13 protein-coding genes are annotated in these 14,944 nt (G+C 54.7%); 4 read left to right on the forward strand and 9 right to left on the reverse strand.

What is annotated here, in order from left to right; all coding sequences use genetic code 11:
- Nucleotide 1: 1 nt before the first annotated feature.
- The 6 genes from RHJ31_RS11330 to RHJ31_RS11355 form a co-directional block, all read right to left on the reverse strand.
- Complete coding sequence (locus RHJ31_RS11330) at nucleotides 2-1,243, reverse strand: efflux RND transporter periplasmic adaptor subunit (RefSeq protein ID WP_302676659.1); 1,242 nt, start codon at nucleotides 1,241-1,243, stop codon at nucleotides 2-4.
- Nucleotides 1,244-1,280: 37 nt separating this feature from the next.
- Nucleotides 1,281-2,216: a DNA polymerase III subunit delta' gene (locus RHJ31_RS11335; protein WP_302676660.1), complete on the reverse strand. Its 936-nt coding sequence runs from the start codon at nucleotides 2,214-2,216 to the stop codon at nucleotides 1,281-1,283.
- Entirely contained in the window at nucleotides 2,213-4,936 is a 2,724-nt protein-coding gene (locus tag RHJ31_RS11340; RefSeq protein ID WP_302676661.1) for a CBS domain-containing protein, read from the reverse strand. The genes RHJ31_RS11335 and RHJ31_RS11340 overlap by 4 nt, the downstream gene beginning before the upstream one ends.
- Nucleotides 4,937-5,020: 84 nt before the next feature.
- The gene (locus RHJ31_RS11345; RefSeq protein ID WP_302676662.1) at nucleotides 5,021-5,515 is read right to left on the reverse strand and encodes an isoprenylcysteine carboxylmethyltransferase family protein; all 495 of its coding nucleotides are present in this window, start codon (nucleotides 5,513-5,515) and stop codon (nucleotides 5,021-5,023) included.
- 48 nt (nucleotides 5,516-5,563) lie between these two features.
- The gene (locus tag RHJ31_RS11350; protein WP_302676663.1) at nucleotides 5,564-6,097 is read right to left on the reverse strand and encodes a 4Fe-4S binding protein; all 534 of its coding nucleotides are present in this window, start codon (nucleotides 6,095-6,097) and stop codon (nucleotides 5,564-5,566) included.
- Nucleotides 6,098-6,203: 106 nt separating this feature from the next.
- On the reverse strand, nucleotides 6,204-7,235 hold the full coding sequence (locus RHJ31_RS11355; protein WP_302676664.1) for a D-alanine--D-alanine ligase family protein: 1,032 nt from the start codon (nucleotides 7,233-7,235) through the stop codon (nucleotides 6,204-6,206).
- Between the two features lie 72 nt (nucleotides 7,236-7,307).
- On the opposite strand from RHJ31_RS11355, the gene RHJ31_RS11360 reads away from it, so the two are divergent.
- From RHJ31_RS11360 to atpC, 3 genes are all read left to right on the forward strand, one after another.
- Entirely contained in the window at nucleotides 7,308-7,502 is a 195-nt protein-coding gene (locus RHJ31_RS11360; RefSeq protein ID WP_149817325.1) for a DUF2862 domain-containing protein, read from the forward strand.
- Nucleotides 7,503-7,730: 228 nt separating this feature from the next.
- A complete protein-coding gene (atpD, locus tag RHJ31_RS11365) occupies nucleotides 7,731-9,179 on the forward strand; it encodes a F0F1 ATP synthase subunit beta (protein WP_149817323.1) in 1,449 nt (482 codons plus the stop codon).
- Between the two features lie 67 nt (nucleotides 9,180-9,246).
- Nucleotides 9,247-9,663, forward strand: a complete 417-nt coding sequence (atpC, locus tag RHJ31_RS11370) for an ATP synthase F1 subunit epsilon (RefSeq protein ID WP_302676665.1) — start codon at nucleotides 9,247-9,249, stop codon at nucleotides 9,661-9,663.
- 55 nt (nucleotides 9,664-9,718) lie between these two features.
- Here atpC and prfB read toward each other — a convergent pair.
- Nucleotides 9,719-10,832 (reverse strand): peptide chain release factor 2 gene (gene prfB / locus RHJ31_RS11375; RefSeq protein WP_302676666.1). Its coding sequence is split into 2 segments (ribosomal slippage): nucleotides 9,719-10,756 and nucleotides 10,758-10,832, totalling 1,113 coding nucleotides; the frame shifts between segments, so codons are not numbered across the junction.
- Between the two features lie 188 nt (nucleotides 10,833-11,020).
- Here prfB and ftsH4 point away from each other — a divergent pair.
- Entirely contained in the window at nucleotides 11,021-12,880 is a 1,860-nt protein-coding gene (gene ftsH4, locus RHJ31_RS11380) for an ATP-dependent zinc metalloprotease FtsH4 (RefSeq protein WP_302676667.1), read from the forward strand.
- A gap of 233 nt (nucleotides 12,881-13,113) precedes the next feature.
- On the opposite strand, the gene RHJ31_RS11385 is transcribed toward ftsH4, so the two are convergent.
- Together RHJ31_RS11385 and rplY are read right to left on the reverse strand one after the other, a co-directional pair.
- Nucleotides 13,114-14,580: a TldD/PmbA family protein gene (locus tag RHJ31_RS11385; protein WP_302676668.1), complete on the reverse strand. Its 1,467-nt coding sequence runs from the start codon at nucleotides 14,578-14,580 to the stop codon at nucleotides 13,114-13,116.
- A 51-nt stretch (nucleotides 14,581-14,631) separates the two neighbouring features.
- The gene (rplY, locus tag RHJ31_RS11390; protein WP_302676669.1) at nucleotides 14,632-14,937 is read right to left on the reverse strand and encodes a 50S ribosomal protein L25; all 306 of its coding nucleotides are present in this window, start codon (nucleotides 14,935-14,937) and stop codon (nucleotides 14,632-14,634) included.
- Nucleotides 14,938-14,944 lie beyond the last annotated feature (7 nt).

Here is a 14,944-nt window from a genome sequence, read left to right on the forward strand (position 1 = left end):
GTTAGCCTTCAGAGAGGATGCTGGGGCGAATTTTATCCCCGTCCCGCAGGGGCCGACCCGAACGGACGACATAGCGATCGCCGGCATTCAAACCACTGAGGATTTCCACTTTGCCCTCCCGCCGTTGACCCAGGGTGACCTGCCGCTCCTGCACGCGATCGCCAACCACCACAAAAACGCTGCCTTGCCGTGAGGATAGTTGCCCCTCCTCAAAACCACTGAGGGCGGATTGCGGAATCATCAAGCGCGGCGCATTCGCTCCTTGGAAGGCCACCCGTGCCAGTAAACCACTGCCCAAGCGTTCATCGGCATTGTCAATCACGACTTCCACAGGAATCAGACGGGCAGCGGCGGCGGCAGGTGAAATTCGCGTAATCCGTCCTTCATAGGTGCGGTTGGGCACGGCATCAAACGTCACTGTTGCCCCTTGGCCGGGAGCTAATCTCGCTAATTCCCGTTCCGAGACTTCCACAACAACTTTGAGTTGACGAATATCGCCAAGGCGAAGAACTTCTCCCCCCGGTTGCAGTAGGTTGCCCACTTCTGTCAGTCGCTCTAGCACCACGCCATTGAGGGGCGATCGCAGGAGGGCTTGATTCAACCGTGCCCGTGCCTGTTGGACAAAGGCGATTTGGGCTTGCACCCGACCTTGGGCAACGGCCACCCCCTGTTGGGCGGTCACCACCTCTGCTTCACGAGACCGCAGTACCTGCCGTGCTGTTTGCGCCGTTGTGCGTGCCTGTTCCGCTGCTTGCGCTGAGACGGCACCATCCCGCAGCAGGGTTTCAAGGCGGCGGGCGTCACTTTCCGCCTGTTGGAGGGTAAGACGGGCTTCTTCGACGGCTGTACGGGCGCGATTGACGGTGGCTTGGGCTTGGATCACCTCGTTGCGACGGGCAGCCAGTTCTGCCTCTGCTTCAAAGACGGCATTTTTGAGGACAACGGGATCCACCTCCGCCAACAGTTGCCCCGATTGCACGCGATCGCCCACATCTACACTCAGGTGAAGAACTTGTCCCTCCACCTGCGATCGCACCATCACTTCACGGTAGGGGCGAGTGGTACCTGTCAGGGTTGAGCCTGTTTCCAGCCGTTCCAAGCGTGCCACCGCCACATCAGCAGTAACCCCTTCACTCTCCGGACGCGCGACTGCCGGTGATTCTAAGCGATTTATTGCCGACTGGCATCCCCCCAAGAGCACCGCGATCGCGATCGCCCCCAGCCATTGTTGTTTCGCCATCATCTGTCTATTTATCTTCCCAACTGCTGCCGATAGCCTATCACACCGTCCCCAACTGCATCAGTAACACCTCCCAGACAAGGCGAGGCTGAACGTACTGCTGCAAATACTGACGGGCACGCTCCAATTGCTGAAGCATAGACACCTTCTGCGGGAACGATCCCCCTTGCCAAATTTGCTGCTGCATTAGACCGAGGAGCCAGAGCTGTCGTTCCACATCAAGGGATTGGCTAATATCTCGTGCCAATTCCAAAGCAGTTTGTAAAGGGAGGGGTGTGGTCAATTGTTTGCCGAGGTGGCGGAACGGCTCAGGAATCTCTCGCCATGTTTGCCACGCTTGCAGAACTGCTCCTGGGGAGCCAGCTCCTAGGTCAAAGAGGGCAGGGCTAACCTCCTGCCAAAATTCAGGGGGGGCGACCTGTCGCAGAACCTGCTCCAGATCCGAACGATTCAGGGGATAGAAGGGAATTTTCTGACAACGGGAAACTATCGTATTCAAGAGCGCTGACGGACTGGGAGCAATGAGAATCAACGTGGCACGCCCCGGTTCTTCGAGGGTTTTTAGCAGGGCATTGGCGGCGGCTTCGTTCATGGTTTCAGCTTGGGTCAAGACCACTAGCGATCGCGACGCACGCATCGGCGGTTGGCTGAGGTGACGGCTGAGTTGGCGAATTTGCTCTAGACGAATCTGGGGGGCACTGCGGGGAATCTCCTTCTCAGCGGCGAGGAGTTGGCGACGGGTGTAGAGCGTCCCTTGGACACTGTAGGTGGGTTCAATCCAGAGGACATCCGGGTGGTTGCTGAGATCACTTGCCTCGTTGAGAATCGCTTGCAGAAAACAGCGGGCAGTGAGGGCACGGCCTACCCCTTCAGGTCCAACAAAGAGATAGGCGGGGGCGAGTCGCTGGCGATCGAGGGCATGGGTCAAGAGTTGAACAGCGGTTGGCTGACCAATGACAGAGCGAAACCAATTCATGACTTCGGGAAATGGGCTTTAACATAGGCAATGGCACTGGGGCGATCGCTGACAAGGCCATCGAGCATTGCCGATCGCAGGGCAAGGAGAATTTGCCGTAACTGCGGTCCGCGAGGATAGCCCAACTGTTGCAGATCATGGCCATTTAGGGGCGGCTTTTGCAATCGCCAATGCCAGAGATACTCCTGCAATAGGGCGACATCCCCTAAATCGGCTTCGCTACCTTTTGCCTGATGTACTGCGGCCAAAAGCACAATGACGGGTAAGGGGTGACGCTCTAAAAATTCACAGTAGCGACTGCGCTGTTGCTGGCTCTGCCGCAATCTCTGCCACTCCTGTTGGCATTGAGGAAAAGTGTCCAGCCACTCACAGATGTGCTCCCCCAGTTGCAGTTGACGAGCGATCGCCCCCGCCGTGGGGACAGTCACAATCAAGGCCAAGAGTTCTAGCTCCCACAGGGGAAAGGTTTGCCACTCTCGCCGCTCAGGCACTTCTGGCCACCACTCCCAAACCAATTTCAAGCGCACCTTGGCCGCCTGATCAAAGGTGACTTGGCGATCCAAACACTCAAGGGCACCCAATTCCGCCAGCAGGGTCAAGGCACGCTCACCGCCAAAGTGTTCCGTTGGCGCAAGGGGCAGTTCAAGGATGTGGCGCAGTTCATTACGCAGCCGACTTTGGAGGGAAGGCCGTTTTGAGGTGGGGCGATCGCGGGTGGCAAAGACACCACTTGTGAGGGCATATTCAATGTACTGGCGGGTTTGCGGCTCTAGGTCAAAGCCAAGGCGCACAGCAAAGCGCACGGCTCGAAAAATCCGCGTCGGGTCTTCAATAAAACTATTGGGGTGGAGCACCCGAATCAGTCGCCGCTGCAAATCCTCCCGTCCGCCAAAAAAATCAAGGACTTCCCCATGGCGCGGTGGTGTTAGGCGCATGGCTAGGGCATTGATGGTAAAATCGCGACGGTAGAGATCTTGGCGAATCGAACTGGCAGCCACTTCCGGATGCGCGGCTGGATAGGGATAAAACTCACTGCGGGCGGTGGCAATATCCACAGCAAACCCGGCTAAGGGCGAGGCCTTCGGCCAGTGAAGTGCAGCGGTTTGAAACTGACCGTAGATCTGTAGATCGGTCTCTGGGTAGAGGTCATGAAGCGCTTGTGCCAAATGCACGCCAGCAGCTTCCTCCTGTTGCACCCCATCCACCACCAAATCAAACTCCCGTGTCGGTAAATGGTGATTCCCTTGGGCGATCGCCAGCAGCAGATCCCGCACTGCGCCACCCACAAGGTATAGTTGCCAGCCGCGTTCCTTGGCGATCGCTGCCGCCCGTTGCAGTAGTGCCCACAGTTGCTCCGGCAGCCGTTGTTGCAGTGCCTCGTAAAGATTTAGGGTTGGCAAGGGGCAGACCGTTTCCGTTTCGCGGCTGAGGGCATAGAGGTGGCGCAGCACATCGGTACGGGTGACAATTCCGACCAGGTCACCTTGCTCATTCACCACCGGTAACCGCCCAATATCGTACTGCACCATTAGGGCTTGAATCTCTGGCAGTGACGTTGTCGGGGAAACCGTGCGCACCGGTGCTTTCATGTATCCTTTGACCGGGGCATGGGCAAAGCCATGGTGCAGCGCCACATCCAAATCCCGCCGTGAAATAATCCCCAGCAGTTCCCCTGCGGCACTCACCACCGACAGACCAGAGTGGCCATAGCGCAGCAAGACGCGGTGGGCATCGGCAATCGGGGTTTCTGGGCGTACTGTTCGTACGGGTGAGGACATGAGTTCTGCCGCTGTTGGCGGATGGGGAATCTGTGCTTGAAGCGCTGTAAATATCTCTTTGAGCACCGCCTCTGGCTGGTCTGTGGTCATCGTCACTGCGGCGGCTTGGGCATGCCCCCCCCCGCCAAGGGGAGCCAGTAAATGGGCAACATTGACATTGGGAATTTGGCTGCGGGCAATAATGGCGAGATGATGTTGGCGATAGCTATGCCCCAGAAGAATGGCGTCACATTCACTGAGATCTGCCAATTGGGTGATTAACCGCGAGAGGCCGGGGAGATACTCCGCCGTGTGCAGCAGCACCCAGCCCAGCCGATAGCCCTGATAAACCACTTGCTGGAGATTTGCCCATGCTTGGCGCAGATAAGGTTGCAGGTCTGCACTCAAGCCAGCCTCGGAATAGGTGGCGATCGCCCGCTGATTGGCGCCTTGGCTCAACAGCCATGCCAAGGCCTGCACATCCCGCACCGTGGTTTGCTCAAAGGTCAAGGAACCCGTATCGGCGTGAATCCCTAGGGCAAGAACCGTTGCTTCTGTGGGTGTCAGGCGAATCTCTGCGGTCTGCAACTGTTCGCAAATAATGGTGCTGGTTGCCCCCACGGGTTCTAACCATTGCTGCTGTGGGACAATATCCCCCGTCATCTCCAAATGGTGATCGTACAGGCCAATTTGGACTTGGGGTTGATCCAGCCATCCTGCGGCTTGCCCCAACTGGCGACGCCACTGCGTATCCACCACCCAAATCTGGCGCAATTGACTGGGGTCAACGGCTCTTGCTTCAATGAGGGGATATTCATCGCGATGGTAGGCCAAAAACTCCCCCACCTTGGGATGGGTTCCCCCCGTTAAGACAATTTTGGTTCCCGGATAAAGGCGTGTGACACCGACGGCTGCCCCAAGAGTGTCAAAATCAGCAATTTGATGACAAAGGACAACATCCATCAAAGATTCCGCAAGGGGATTGCAATCATAGCGTAGCTTAGTGGCCTAGGCAATAAATGAGTACAAAAATTAGTGTTAAGTATTTTAGTACAGGAAGGGAATCAGTTTCTTCACCCTTTGCCGATACGTGGCATAGTCCTTAAACTTGGCCAACAGCCACTGTTCCTCCTGAGCGGCCTTGCGGTCAAAGAAGATAAAGAGGGCGATCGCCCCCAGCCCGTGGGAAAGACTCATTTGCCATACCCCATAGGCCAAGGCCAAAAAGATCACACTGCTATAGATCGGATGGCGCACCCAACCATAAACCCCCGTGGTCACTAACTGACTGTCCTCCTTGGGATGGGGTAGGGGCGTCAAGTTGTTCCCTAGGTGAAACAAGCCAGCCATGCCTAGACCAAGGCCAATCAGACCCAAGCCAAGGGTCAATCCTAGGCGCACCACCAAGGGCAGGCTAACCACTCGGACCACTGGCAAGAGAATAAAGCCGATACTGAGTACCGTTTGGCCAATGACCCAAAATTCTCCCCGTTGATTGCGCCACCAGTCTTTGCTGAAGCCCCACTCTTGCAGTTTATTCACCTTGGTTGCCGCTGTTGGTGGATATCTTCAATTCTAGCGATCGCACGCTCATTCCACAGGGGGCAACAATTTTGTGGCTTTCGCACTGGCTTTTTTCGCCTTCGTCTGGCCACTTCCCAGTTTACCCAAGGATTCTTGGAGTGTGCCCATCGGGCAAATCGCGCACCATGCCCGCTGATGAAAGATCACCCCTAAAAGAATCGCAACAATGGAGGTGACGACGCACATATTGACAAAGAGGCCACCTACCGCCACCCAGTTGCCCCATGCCAATGTCATGCGAAGGGCAAAAACCGTCATGATGAAGCTAAACACCGCCCAGCGAAAACTTTGTTTTTTGAAGAGTTTGGGATAGGGACGGTGGGGACTAAAGTGATAAAGCACAATGTCTAGGAACGCGCCACGCGGGCAGAGGTTGCCACACCAATAGCGGCTACGAAAATAGGCCAGCGCAGGAATACCCAGCATCATGGCCAGCATGAGGTACCCCAGCCACGGATACCAGAGGCCACCGATCGCAATTAGAAAAAATAGCCAAATCATTGCCCACTGACTGGGCTTGCCCCGCAAGAATCGCTTCATAACCTGCCTAGTCGTATAGTCTTATATGACTATAAAGTTATTTAACAGAAAAATCAAGGCCTAGATGCAGTGTCTTCATGACTCTTTACGTTGCTCAGGGCAATAGCTAGCCGTGCCGCTCTAGAGCCAATTGCACCAAGCGATGGACTAATTCCGGAAAGGGCACACCACTCGCCGCCCACAGTTGGGGGTACATACTCAGGGCGGTAAACCCCGGTAAGGTATTCACTTCATTAATCAGGATTTCGCCAGTGCTGGGTACATAGAAAAAATCAAAGCGGGCAAGGCCAGCGGCATCAAGGGCTTGAAAGGCCTGTAGGGACATCGTGCGGATCTGCTCACTCACCGCTGGGGGAATCTCCGCAGGAATATGGAGTTGAGCGCGGCCATCGGTGTATTTGGTTTCGTAGTCATAGAACTCACTGCTGTAGGTAATCTCCCCCACCACCGAAGCTTGGGGTTTATCATTGCCGAGCACCGCGCACTCTAGCTCACGGGCAACCACACCCGCTTCCACAATGATGCGGCGATCCAGTTCGGCAGCGGCCTCAAGGGCAGTTGTCAGTTGTTGGCGATTTTTGGCCTTGGAGATGCCCACCGAGGAGCCAAGGTTGGCGGGTTTAACAAAGCAGGGATAGCCCAATTCGGTTTCAATGCGATCGCACAAATGGTTGTAACGACAGGGATCCGACCACAGGTCACTGCGCTGCAGGGCTACGTAGCGCACTTGGGGTAAGCCCACAGCCCCAAAGACCGTTTTCATCAAGATTTTGTCCATACCAATGGCCGAGGCAGCCACCCCCGACCCCACGTAGGGACGTTGCATCAATTGCAGCAGGCCTTGCATCGTACCATCTTCACCATTGGGGCCGTGGAGAATCGGAAACCAAACATCAATGGTTTCGGCAACCGCAGGAAACTGCCACAGGGAGTCCTCTGGTGCTGCGCTATTGGGGATGCCAACATGGTCTGTGGAGCGCCAGCGGCCATCTTTTTGGATGTAGATCGGAATCACTTCATAGCGATCGCGATTGTCACCCTCGGTAAAGGCTTGGGCGATCGCTGCCGCCGAGACCACCGAAACTTCATGCTCCCGTGAGCGACCTCCAAACAATAGCCCGACCCGCAGACGACCCATAGGACAAACCCGTGTGAATGTGACGGTTTCTTGGTACGATTTTCAAGGATTATACAAAGTTTGGGAGTTGCTATGGACGTGGGGCAAAAAGTGCGCGTCTGTCGAATTCGCGATCGCGTCGCCCAAGACATCATTCAAAAACTCGGCCAAGTGGGTCAAATTACTGGTTTTAAGATGACCGATGGCAGTGGGGTTGGCGTCATTGTCACCTTTGACGATCGCTCCAGCACTTGGTTTTTTGAGGACGAAATTGAAGTCGTCGGCTAATTCCTGCCCTGCCGCCTTTTTCACAGCAACTGAGCGGGGTCAATAAGACCTCAGATTTGGATCCCACTGAATCCGATAGAAAAAGGCTGCATTAGTGGTACGTTGTATTGTGGTGCGCTTGCACCAAACGCTGCATTCCACTTTCAGTCTCGATCGTTGTGCCCCTTGGGGAGCGATCGCCCTCTGAAAAAACGCAAATGAATTTACCTAGACAGTAGGCAAACGTCCATGGTCATATCAGCAGAACGAACCAATGTAGGCTTTATTACTCAGGTCATTGGCCCTGTCGTTGACATTGAATTTCCCAGCGGCAAAATGCCCGCCATTTACAACGCCCTGCGGATTCAAGGCAAAAACGAGGCCGGCTTAGACGTGGCTGTAACCTGTGAAGTGCAACAACTCCTTGGCGATAACCGCGTCCGTGCCGTTGCCATGAGCAGCACCGATGGCTTAGTGCGGGGAATGGAAGCCGTAGATACCGGTGCCCCCATCAGCGTGCCCGTAGGGACAGCCACCCTTGGTCGCATCTTCAACGTGCTGGGTGAACCCGTGGACGAAAAAGGCGCTGTCAGTGCCACTGAAACCCTGCCCATTCACCGTCCTGCTCCCAGCTTTACGCAACTAGAAACCAAGCCCTCGGTGTTTGAAACGGGCATCAAGGTGATTGACCTGCTCACCCCCTATCGCCGTGGCGGTAAAATTGGCCTCTTTGGCGGTGCGGGCGTCGGCAAGACCGTGATCATGATGGAACTGATCAACAACATTGCCACCCAACACGGTGGAGTATCGGTGTTTGCTGGCGTGGGCGAACGTACCCGCGAAGGCAATGACCTCTACAACGAAATGATTGAATCGGGCGTGATCGACAAAAACGATCCCAGCAAATCTAAAATCGCCCTTGTGTACGGTCAAATGAACGAACCCCCCGGCGCACGGATGCGTGTGGGTCTGTCGGGGCTGACGATGGCCGAATACTTCCGCGATGTCAACAAGCAGGATGTGCTGCTGTTTATTGATAACATCTTCCGCTTTGTGCAAGCCGGTTCTGAGGTGTCGGCGCTACTCGGTCGGATGCCCTCTGCGGTGGGATATCAGCCCACCCTCGGTACCGATGTGGGTGCCCTACAAGAGCGGATTACCTCGACCACGGAAGGTTCGATTACTTCGATTCAAGCGGTCTATGTGCCTGCGGACGACCTGACTGACCCTGCTCCGGCCACGACCTTTGCCCACTTGGATGGGACAACGGTGCTCTCCCGTGGTCTAGCTGCAAAAGGGATTTACCCCGCTGTGGATCCCCTTGGCTCCACCTCCAACATGTTGCAGCCGGACATTGTGGGTCAGGAGCACTATCAAACAGCACGGGCGGTGCAAGCGACCCTTCAGCGCTACAAAGAGCTGCAGGACATTATTGCCATTTTGGGTCTCGATGAACTCTCTGAGGAAGACCGCCTAACCGTGGCGCGGGCACGCAAAATTGAGCGCTTCCTGTCTCAGCCCTTCTTTGTGGCGGAAGTGTTCACCGGTGCCCCCGGCAAATACGTCACCCTCGAAGAAACCATCAAAGGCTTCCAGATGATCCTCAGCGGTGAGCTGGATGATCTGCCCGAGCAAGCCTTCTACATGGTGGGCAATATCGAAGAAGCCAAAGCTAAGGCTGAAAAACTCAAAGCCTAGGTTTCACAGGTGTCCATACAGGGTGGGGCAACCCGCCCTTTGATCATTGAGTGGCAAGGGAAGCGTTATGGTGATGACCGTCCGGGTAATTGCACCCGATAAAACCGTTTGGGATGCCCCCGCTGAGGAAGTGATTTTGCCCAGCACAACGGGGCAATTGGGTATTCTCTCAAATCATGCCCCTCTCTTAACCGCCTTGGAAACGGGCGTGATGCGGGTGCGCCAAGACCGCGAATGGGTGGCGATCGCCCTCATGGGGGGCTTTGCCGAAGTTGAAAACAACGAAGTGACCATTCTTGTCAACGGTGCTGAGCGCGGGGACACAATTGACCTCGAAAAAGCCAAGGCCGAATTTGCTGAAGCACAGGCCGCCCTCGTTAAAGCCGAGCAGGGGGAATCTAAACAGGCCAAAATTCAAGCCACCCAAGCCTTTCGTCGTGCCCGTGCTCGCTTGCAGGCCGCAGGGGGCGTGGTCGAGATTTAGGTTCTTTCCCTGATTTGCTGAACTGCAATTGCTCCCCCTAGGGGGAGTTTTTTGTTTAACTCGCTTCCTCCGTTTGCTGCCGCAGGTAGGCTTGGATAAAGGGATCGAGGTCACCATCCATTACCTCTTGAATGGCTGTCGTTTCCACCTCCGTGCGCAGGTCTTTGACCAGTTGATAGGGATGGAAGACATAGTTGCGAATTTGGTTGCCCCAAGCCGCTTCAACGGCATCACCGCGAATATCAGCAATTTCTTTGGCCTTTTGTTCTTGGGCAATCACCAATAGCTTGGCCTTGAGAATGGCAAGGGCTTTTTCCTTGTTTTGCAGTTGCGATCGCTCCTGCGTACAGCGGACGGCTAAGCCCGTTGGCTTATGGACAATGCGCACGGCTGTTTCCACCTTGTTGACGTTTTGTCCTCCCTTGCCGCCACTGCGAGAGGTGGTAATTTCTAAGTCGCTTTCGGGAATCTCTACCGTAACGGATTGATCCAGTTCGGGCATCACATCCACGCCGGCAAAGCTGGTTTGCCGTTTACCATTGGCATTAAAGGGAGAAATGCGCACCAGCCGATGGGTGCCCTTTTCAGAGCGCAGATAACCGTAGGCATAGCGCCCCCGAATTTCTAGGGTGGCTGACTTAATGCCCGCCTCCTCCCCCTCCGATAACTCGGCCAGATGGGTTTGGTAACCATGGCGCTCCGCCCAGCGGGTGTACATTCGCAGCAACATTTCTGCCCAATCCTGAGCATCAGTCCCGCCAGCACCAGCATTGATCGTGAGAATGGCGTTGTTTTTGTCGTAGGGGCCACTAAGGAGTTGTTCCAGTTCCCAGCAACTCAACTGGGCGTCTAAATCCTTGAGCAGCGTAGTCGCCTCTGTCACCAGCCCTTCATCCGGCTCTAGCTCCAGCAGTTCCAGTGCCGTTTCCACGTGTTCAATCGTTTTTTGCCACTGCTGAAGTTGGTTGAGGACGTCTTTGGCTTCGGTCAACTGTTGGAGTGTGACTTGGGCGATCGCTTGATCATTCCAGAAGTCTGGCTGAGCGGCGGTGTGCTCAAGGTCGTGAATCTTAGCGCTTAATGCTGCTGGGTCAAAGATAGTCCTGGGTATGACCCAGGCGATCGCGCAACAAAGAAAAATCGCGTTTGAGGGTACTTAAATCAATCATTCTACGATGCAAAAGAGAGGAATTCTGTTGATATTTTATCAAAGGCTTGCCCGCTTCCTCACTGTAGCGTCGGGCATTTCTAGGCTAGCTGCGGGGTTGAGTGACCGAATGTTAAGCTTCTTACCCTTGCCCTGAGTCCCTTCCAAGTGTCACCATGATCGGTAGGTGAACTCTGGGGAATCTAACCTATGGCCATCAAGAACCCGCCCGAAGTACCCCGTAATCGCTGGATTGGTAATCTGCTTCTTTTCGTGGGGTTGGGATTTCTCCTATTGAACCTACTTTTCCCCCAACTTTTTGCCCCCCGTCCACCTCAGGTTCCCTACAGTATGTTTATCCATCAGGTGCAAGAGGGGAAAGTGGTGCGTGCCTATGTCAGCCAAAATGAAATTCTCTACCAATTAAAGCCAGAGGAAGATAAACCGCCCCAAGTACTAGCGACAACACCGATCTTTGATCTAGAGCTGCCGAAACTCCTACAGGAAAAAGGTGTTGAGTTTGCCGCTGCCCCCCCACCGCGCAACAGTTGGTTGTTGAATGTCCTTGGTTGGGTCATTCCGCCGATTGTGTTTGTGCTCATCTTTCAATTCTTTGCCAGTCGCCAAGTGGGCGGTGGTCCTCAGGGGGTTCTCTCCATCAGTAAAAGCCGCGCTAAGGTCTATGTCGAAGGTGCGAACACGGGCATCCGCTTTGATGATGTGGCTGGGGTTGAGGAAGCTAAGGCGGAACTGGTCGAGATTGTTGATTTTCTGAAAAATCCCCAACGCTATATTCAAATTGGTGCCCGCATTCCCAAGGGGGTGCTGCTGGTGGGGCCACCGGGAACAGGGAAAACCCTGCTGGCCAAAGCTGTTGCTGGCGAAGCCAATGTCCCCTTCTTCTCCATTTCGGGTTCGGAGTTTGTCGAGCTATTTGTGGGTGTCGGGTCTGCCCGCGTACGGGATCTCTTTGAGCAGGCGAAAAAGCAAGCCCCCTGTATTGTCTTTATTGATGAATTAGATGCCATTGGTAAGTCCCGTTCCAGTGCCGGTTTTTATGGCGGGAACGATGAGCGGGAGCAAACCCTCAACCAACTGCTCACAGAAATGGATGGCTTTGATGCTACGGGGGCAACGGTGATTGTCCTTGCCGCAACGAACCGCCCAGAAACCCTTGATCCGGCATTGCTGCGCCCTGGACGCTTTGACCGCCAAGTCTTGGTCGATCGCCCCGATTTGAGTGGTCGGGAGGCAATTTTGAAAATTCATGCCAAAAAGGTGAAACTGGCTCCTGAAGTGGATCTGCACGCGATCGCTGCCCGTACACCGGGGTTTGCTGGCGCAGACTTAGCCAACCTAGTCAATGAAGCAGCCCTACTCGCGGCGCGCAATCAACGGGAAGTGGTGACGCAGCAGGACTTTGCCGAAGCCATTGAACGCATTGTGGCTGGCCTTGAGAAAAAAAGCCGTGTCCTCAACGACAAGGAGAAGAAAATTGTCGCCTACCACGAAGTCGGTCATGCCCTTGTCGGCTGTGCGCTGCCGGGCAGTGGTCGGGTAGAGAAAATCTCGATTGTGCCCCGTGGCATGGCGGCTCTTGGTTACACATTGCAGTTGCCGACGGAGGATCGCTTCCTCCTTGATGAGCAAGAATTGCGCGCCCAAATTGCCACGTTGCTAGGGGGGCGATCGGCAGAGGAAATTGTCTTTGGCACGATCACAACTGGAGCCGCGAACGATCTACAACGGGCCACAGATTTGGCAGAGCGGATGGTGCGCAGCTACGGCATGAGCAAAGTCCTTGGTCCTCTTGCCTTTGAGCAACAGCAGGCGAGCTTTTTGACGAACAATGGCATGATGCTACGGGCAGTCAGTGAGGAAACCGCTCAAGCCATCGATCGCGAAGTCAAAGAAATTGTCGAGTCAGCTCACCAGCAGGCGCTCAGTATTCTTAAGGAGAACCGTGATCTTCTCGAAGCAATCGCCCAAAAACTCTTGGAAAAAGAAGTGATTGAGGGCGAAGAACTCCACGAACTACTGAGCCAAGTAAAAACCCCAACCGCTGCCTAACCAAGGGAGCTGCAAAACCGCCAAAAAAAAAGACCAGCGGATTACTGGTCATTCAGTCCAATGTTTTGTCTCAGAAGAGAAGTCAAGGCGCACACAAAGCGGTGAGGGCGATCAAAAAGCTGCACTGCCTTAGCTCCCCTTCTTCTTCCATGATAATGTAGCGAGAGTCACAAAAATTCACATATAAAATCTTTAGGCATTTCTACTCAAACCCATAACCGCAGGTAATCAGTTTAGCGGCCACCGACGGTAATGGCATCGACTTTAATGTGGGGTTGACCAACGGTGACGTAGATGCTGCCACTGATGGAACCACAAAAACCGGGGGCAAGGGCAAGATCATTGGCTGACATTGAAATTCGCTGCATGATTTCCTTGGCTTCGCCAATCAGTGTGGCTCCCTTGAGGGGCTGTTTGATTTGGCCATGTTCAATCCAGTAGGCTTCCTCAACGGCAAAGTTAAATTGCCCCGTGGCACCGACACTACCGCCCCCCATGCGTTTGCAGTAAATGCCGCGATCAATGGAGGCAATTAAGTCCTCAACACGGTATTCACCGGGGGCAATGTAGGTATTGCGCATCCGCGAAGCGGCGGCATAGGTATAACTTTGGCGGCGGCCACTGCCCGTGCGAGGGTGACCTGTGCGCATCGAACCCGCGCGATCGCTCAGGAAATTCTTAAGGATGCCATTTTCAATCAGCAACGTGCGCTGCGTCGGCATCCCCTCATCGTCCATATCAATACTGCCAAAGGCACCGCTGGTAATTCCCTCATCCCAAGCGGTCAAGTTTTCATGGGCAATTTTTTCGCCTTTTTTATCGGCAAAGGGGGTCGTACCGCGTTCAATTTGAGTAGTTTCCAAGAGGTGACCACAGGCTTCATGGAAGATCACCCCGCCAAATTGGTTGGCCATGATCACCGGGTAAGTACCCGATTCCACATAGTCAGCATAGAGCATTTTGCCCGCCGCTTCGGCAACGGTATCGGCCAACGTGGTGTAGTCCCACTGGCGCAAAAAGTCTGGATTACTGGTATCGCCATTGCGCTCACCAATGGAGGCGCGGTGCTCGCCATCCGCACAGAGAACAGAGGCCACTGCTGATTGGGTGAGGCGAATATCGCGACCAAAGGTGCCATCACTGGCGGCCACCATGACCTCTTGCCAATCGCGAAAATAACTGAGGCGGCGGGATTGCAGATGCTGGGTTTTCTGGCGTAGGCGATCGCTCCCCGCCAGCAGAATATCGGCCACTTCAGCAATAGAACTACACGCGGCTAGCCAGCCTTCCTTGCGGCCTTGGGCATAGTCCCGCAGCAATTCAAGGTGGATTTCAGGCACGTAAGCTTGCGGACTGGGTAAGAGCAACCCCATTAAGCCCAGAGCCTTCTCTAAAGCTGCCTGCAACCCCTTAAAGCTGAGATCATTGGTGCTGACATAGCAATCACTGGTACCGCGAAAAACGCGAATACCCGCCCCTAAACTCAAGCGAGGGGAGACACTCGTCAGGCGATCGTCCTCGACAAGAGTACTGAGGTAATGGTTGCGCTCAAGGAAAATCTCGACAAAATCAGCGCCAGCCGCCCGCCCAAGGCCAAGGAGCGTAGCGAGGGGAGATTCCCAAGAGCCATCAAAGCGATCGCCTTCGGGGGCATAGCTAAGGTGAGCAAGATCTGCAGAACGAAGGAGCGTGGCTGGCATTGTTAACAATCACTTAACATATCCCCACTATAGCAAATTCCCCCTTGCAGCCTAGTTTTCAGCTTTAGCTAAAAAGGAGAGGTGGTAAAGGGTATCCTTGGCGGGGTGGGCTTGCACCTCTTGGAGCACCACCGTTCCCTGCCACGGCAAATCGGGGATCGAAAGCTGGATCGGGGTTTTCTGGAGACGGGCATCCCGCACCAAAAATTCGGCGGCGTGGGTATCCACCACCAAAGAAATCGAAGACTCAAGCGTCGGGCCGTAGAGGACGGCAGGGGTTTTGCCCTCACGGCGTAGGGCATTGGGTTTAGCATCGGCAGGGCGTAGTTGCCCCTCAATAGCTAAGGAACGAGACATTGCTGCA

Origin of the sequence: Thermosynechococcus sp. JY1331, from assembly GCF_031583475.1 — a bacterium.
Classification (GTDB): domain Bacteria; phylum Cyanobacteriota; class Cyanobacteriia; order Thermosynechococcales; family Thermosynechococcaceae; genus Thermosynechococcus.

Excerpts from the sequence above, each read along its gene's own strand:
- RHJ31_RS11350 (WP_302676663.1), bottom strand. The coding sequence starts at position 6,097 with ATGAAGCGATTCTTGCGGGGCAAGCCCAGTCAGTGGGCAATGATTTGG.
- RHJ31_RS11360 (WP_149817325.1), top strand. The coding sequence starts at position 7,308 with ATGGACGTGGGGCAAAAAGTGCGCGTCTGTCGAATTCGCGATCGCGTC.
- RHJ31_RS11355 (WP_302676664.1), bottom strand. The coding sequence starts at position 7,235 with ATGGGTCGTCTGCGGGTCGGGCTATTGTTTGGAGGTCGCTCACGGGAG.
- RHJ31_RS11330 (WP_302676659.1), bottom strand. The coding sequence starts at position 1,243 with ATGATGGCGAAACAACAATGGCTGGGGGCGATCGCGATCGCGGTGCTC.
- atpC (WP_302676665.1), top strand. The coding sequence starts at position 9,247 with ATGGTGATGACCGTCCGGGTAATTGCACCCGATAAAACCGTTTGGGAT.
- RHJ31_RS11335 (WP_302676660.1), bottom strand. The coding sequence starts at position 2,216 with ATGAATTGGTTTCGCTCTGTCATTGGTCAGCCAACCGCTGTTCAACTC.
- ftsH4 (WP_302676667.1), top strand. The coding sequence starts at position 11,021 with ATGGCCATCAAGAACCCGCCCGAAGTACCCCGTAATCGCTGGATTGGT.
- RHJ31_RS11385 (WP_302676668.1), bottom strand. The coding sequence starts at position 14,580 with ATGCCAGCCACGCTCCTTCGTTCTGCAGATCTTGCTCACCTTAGCTAT.
- rplY (WP_302676669.1), bottom strand. The coding sequence starts at position 14,937 with ATGTCTCGTTCCTTAGCTATTGAGGGGCAACTACGCCCTGCCGATGCT.
- atpD (WP_149817323.1), top strand. The coding sequence starts at position 7,731 with ATGGTCATATCAGCAGAACGAACCAATGTAGGCTTTATTACTCAGGTC.
- RHJ31_RS11340 (WP_302676661.1), bottom strand. The coding sequence starts at position 4,936 with ATGGATGTTGTCCTTTGTCATCAAATTGCTGATTTTGACACTCTTGGG.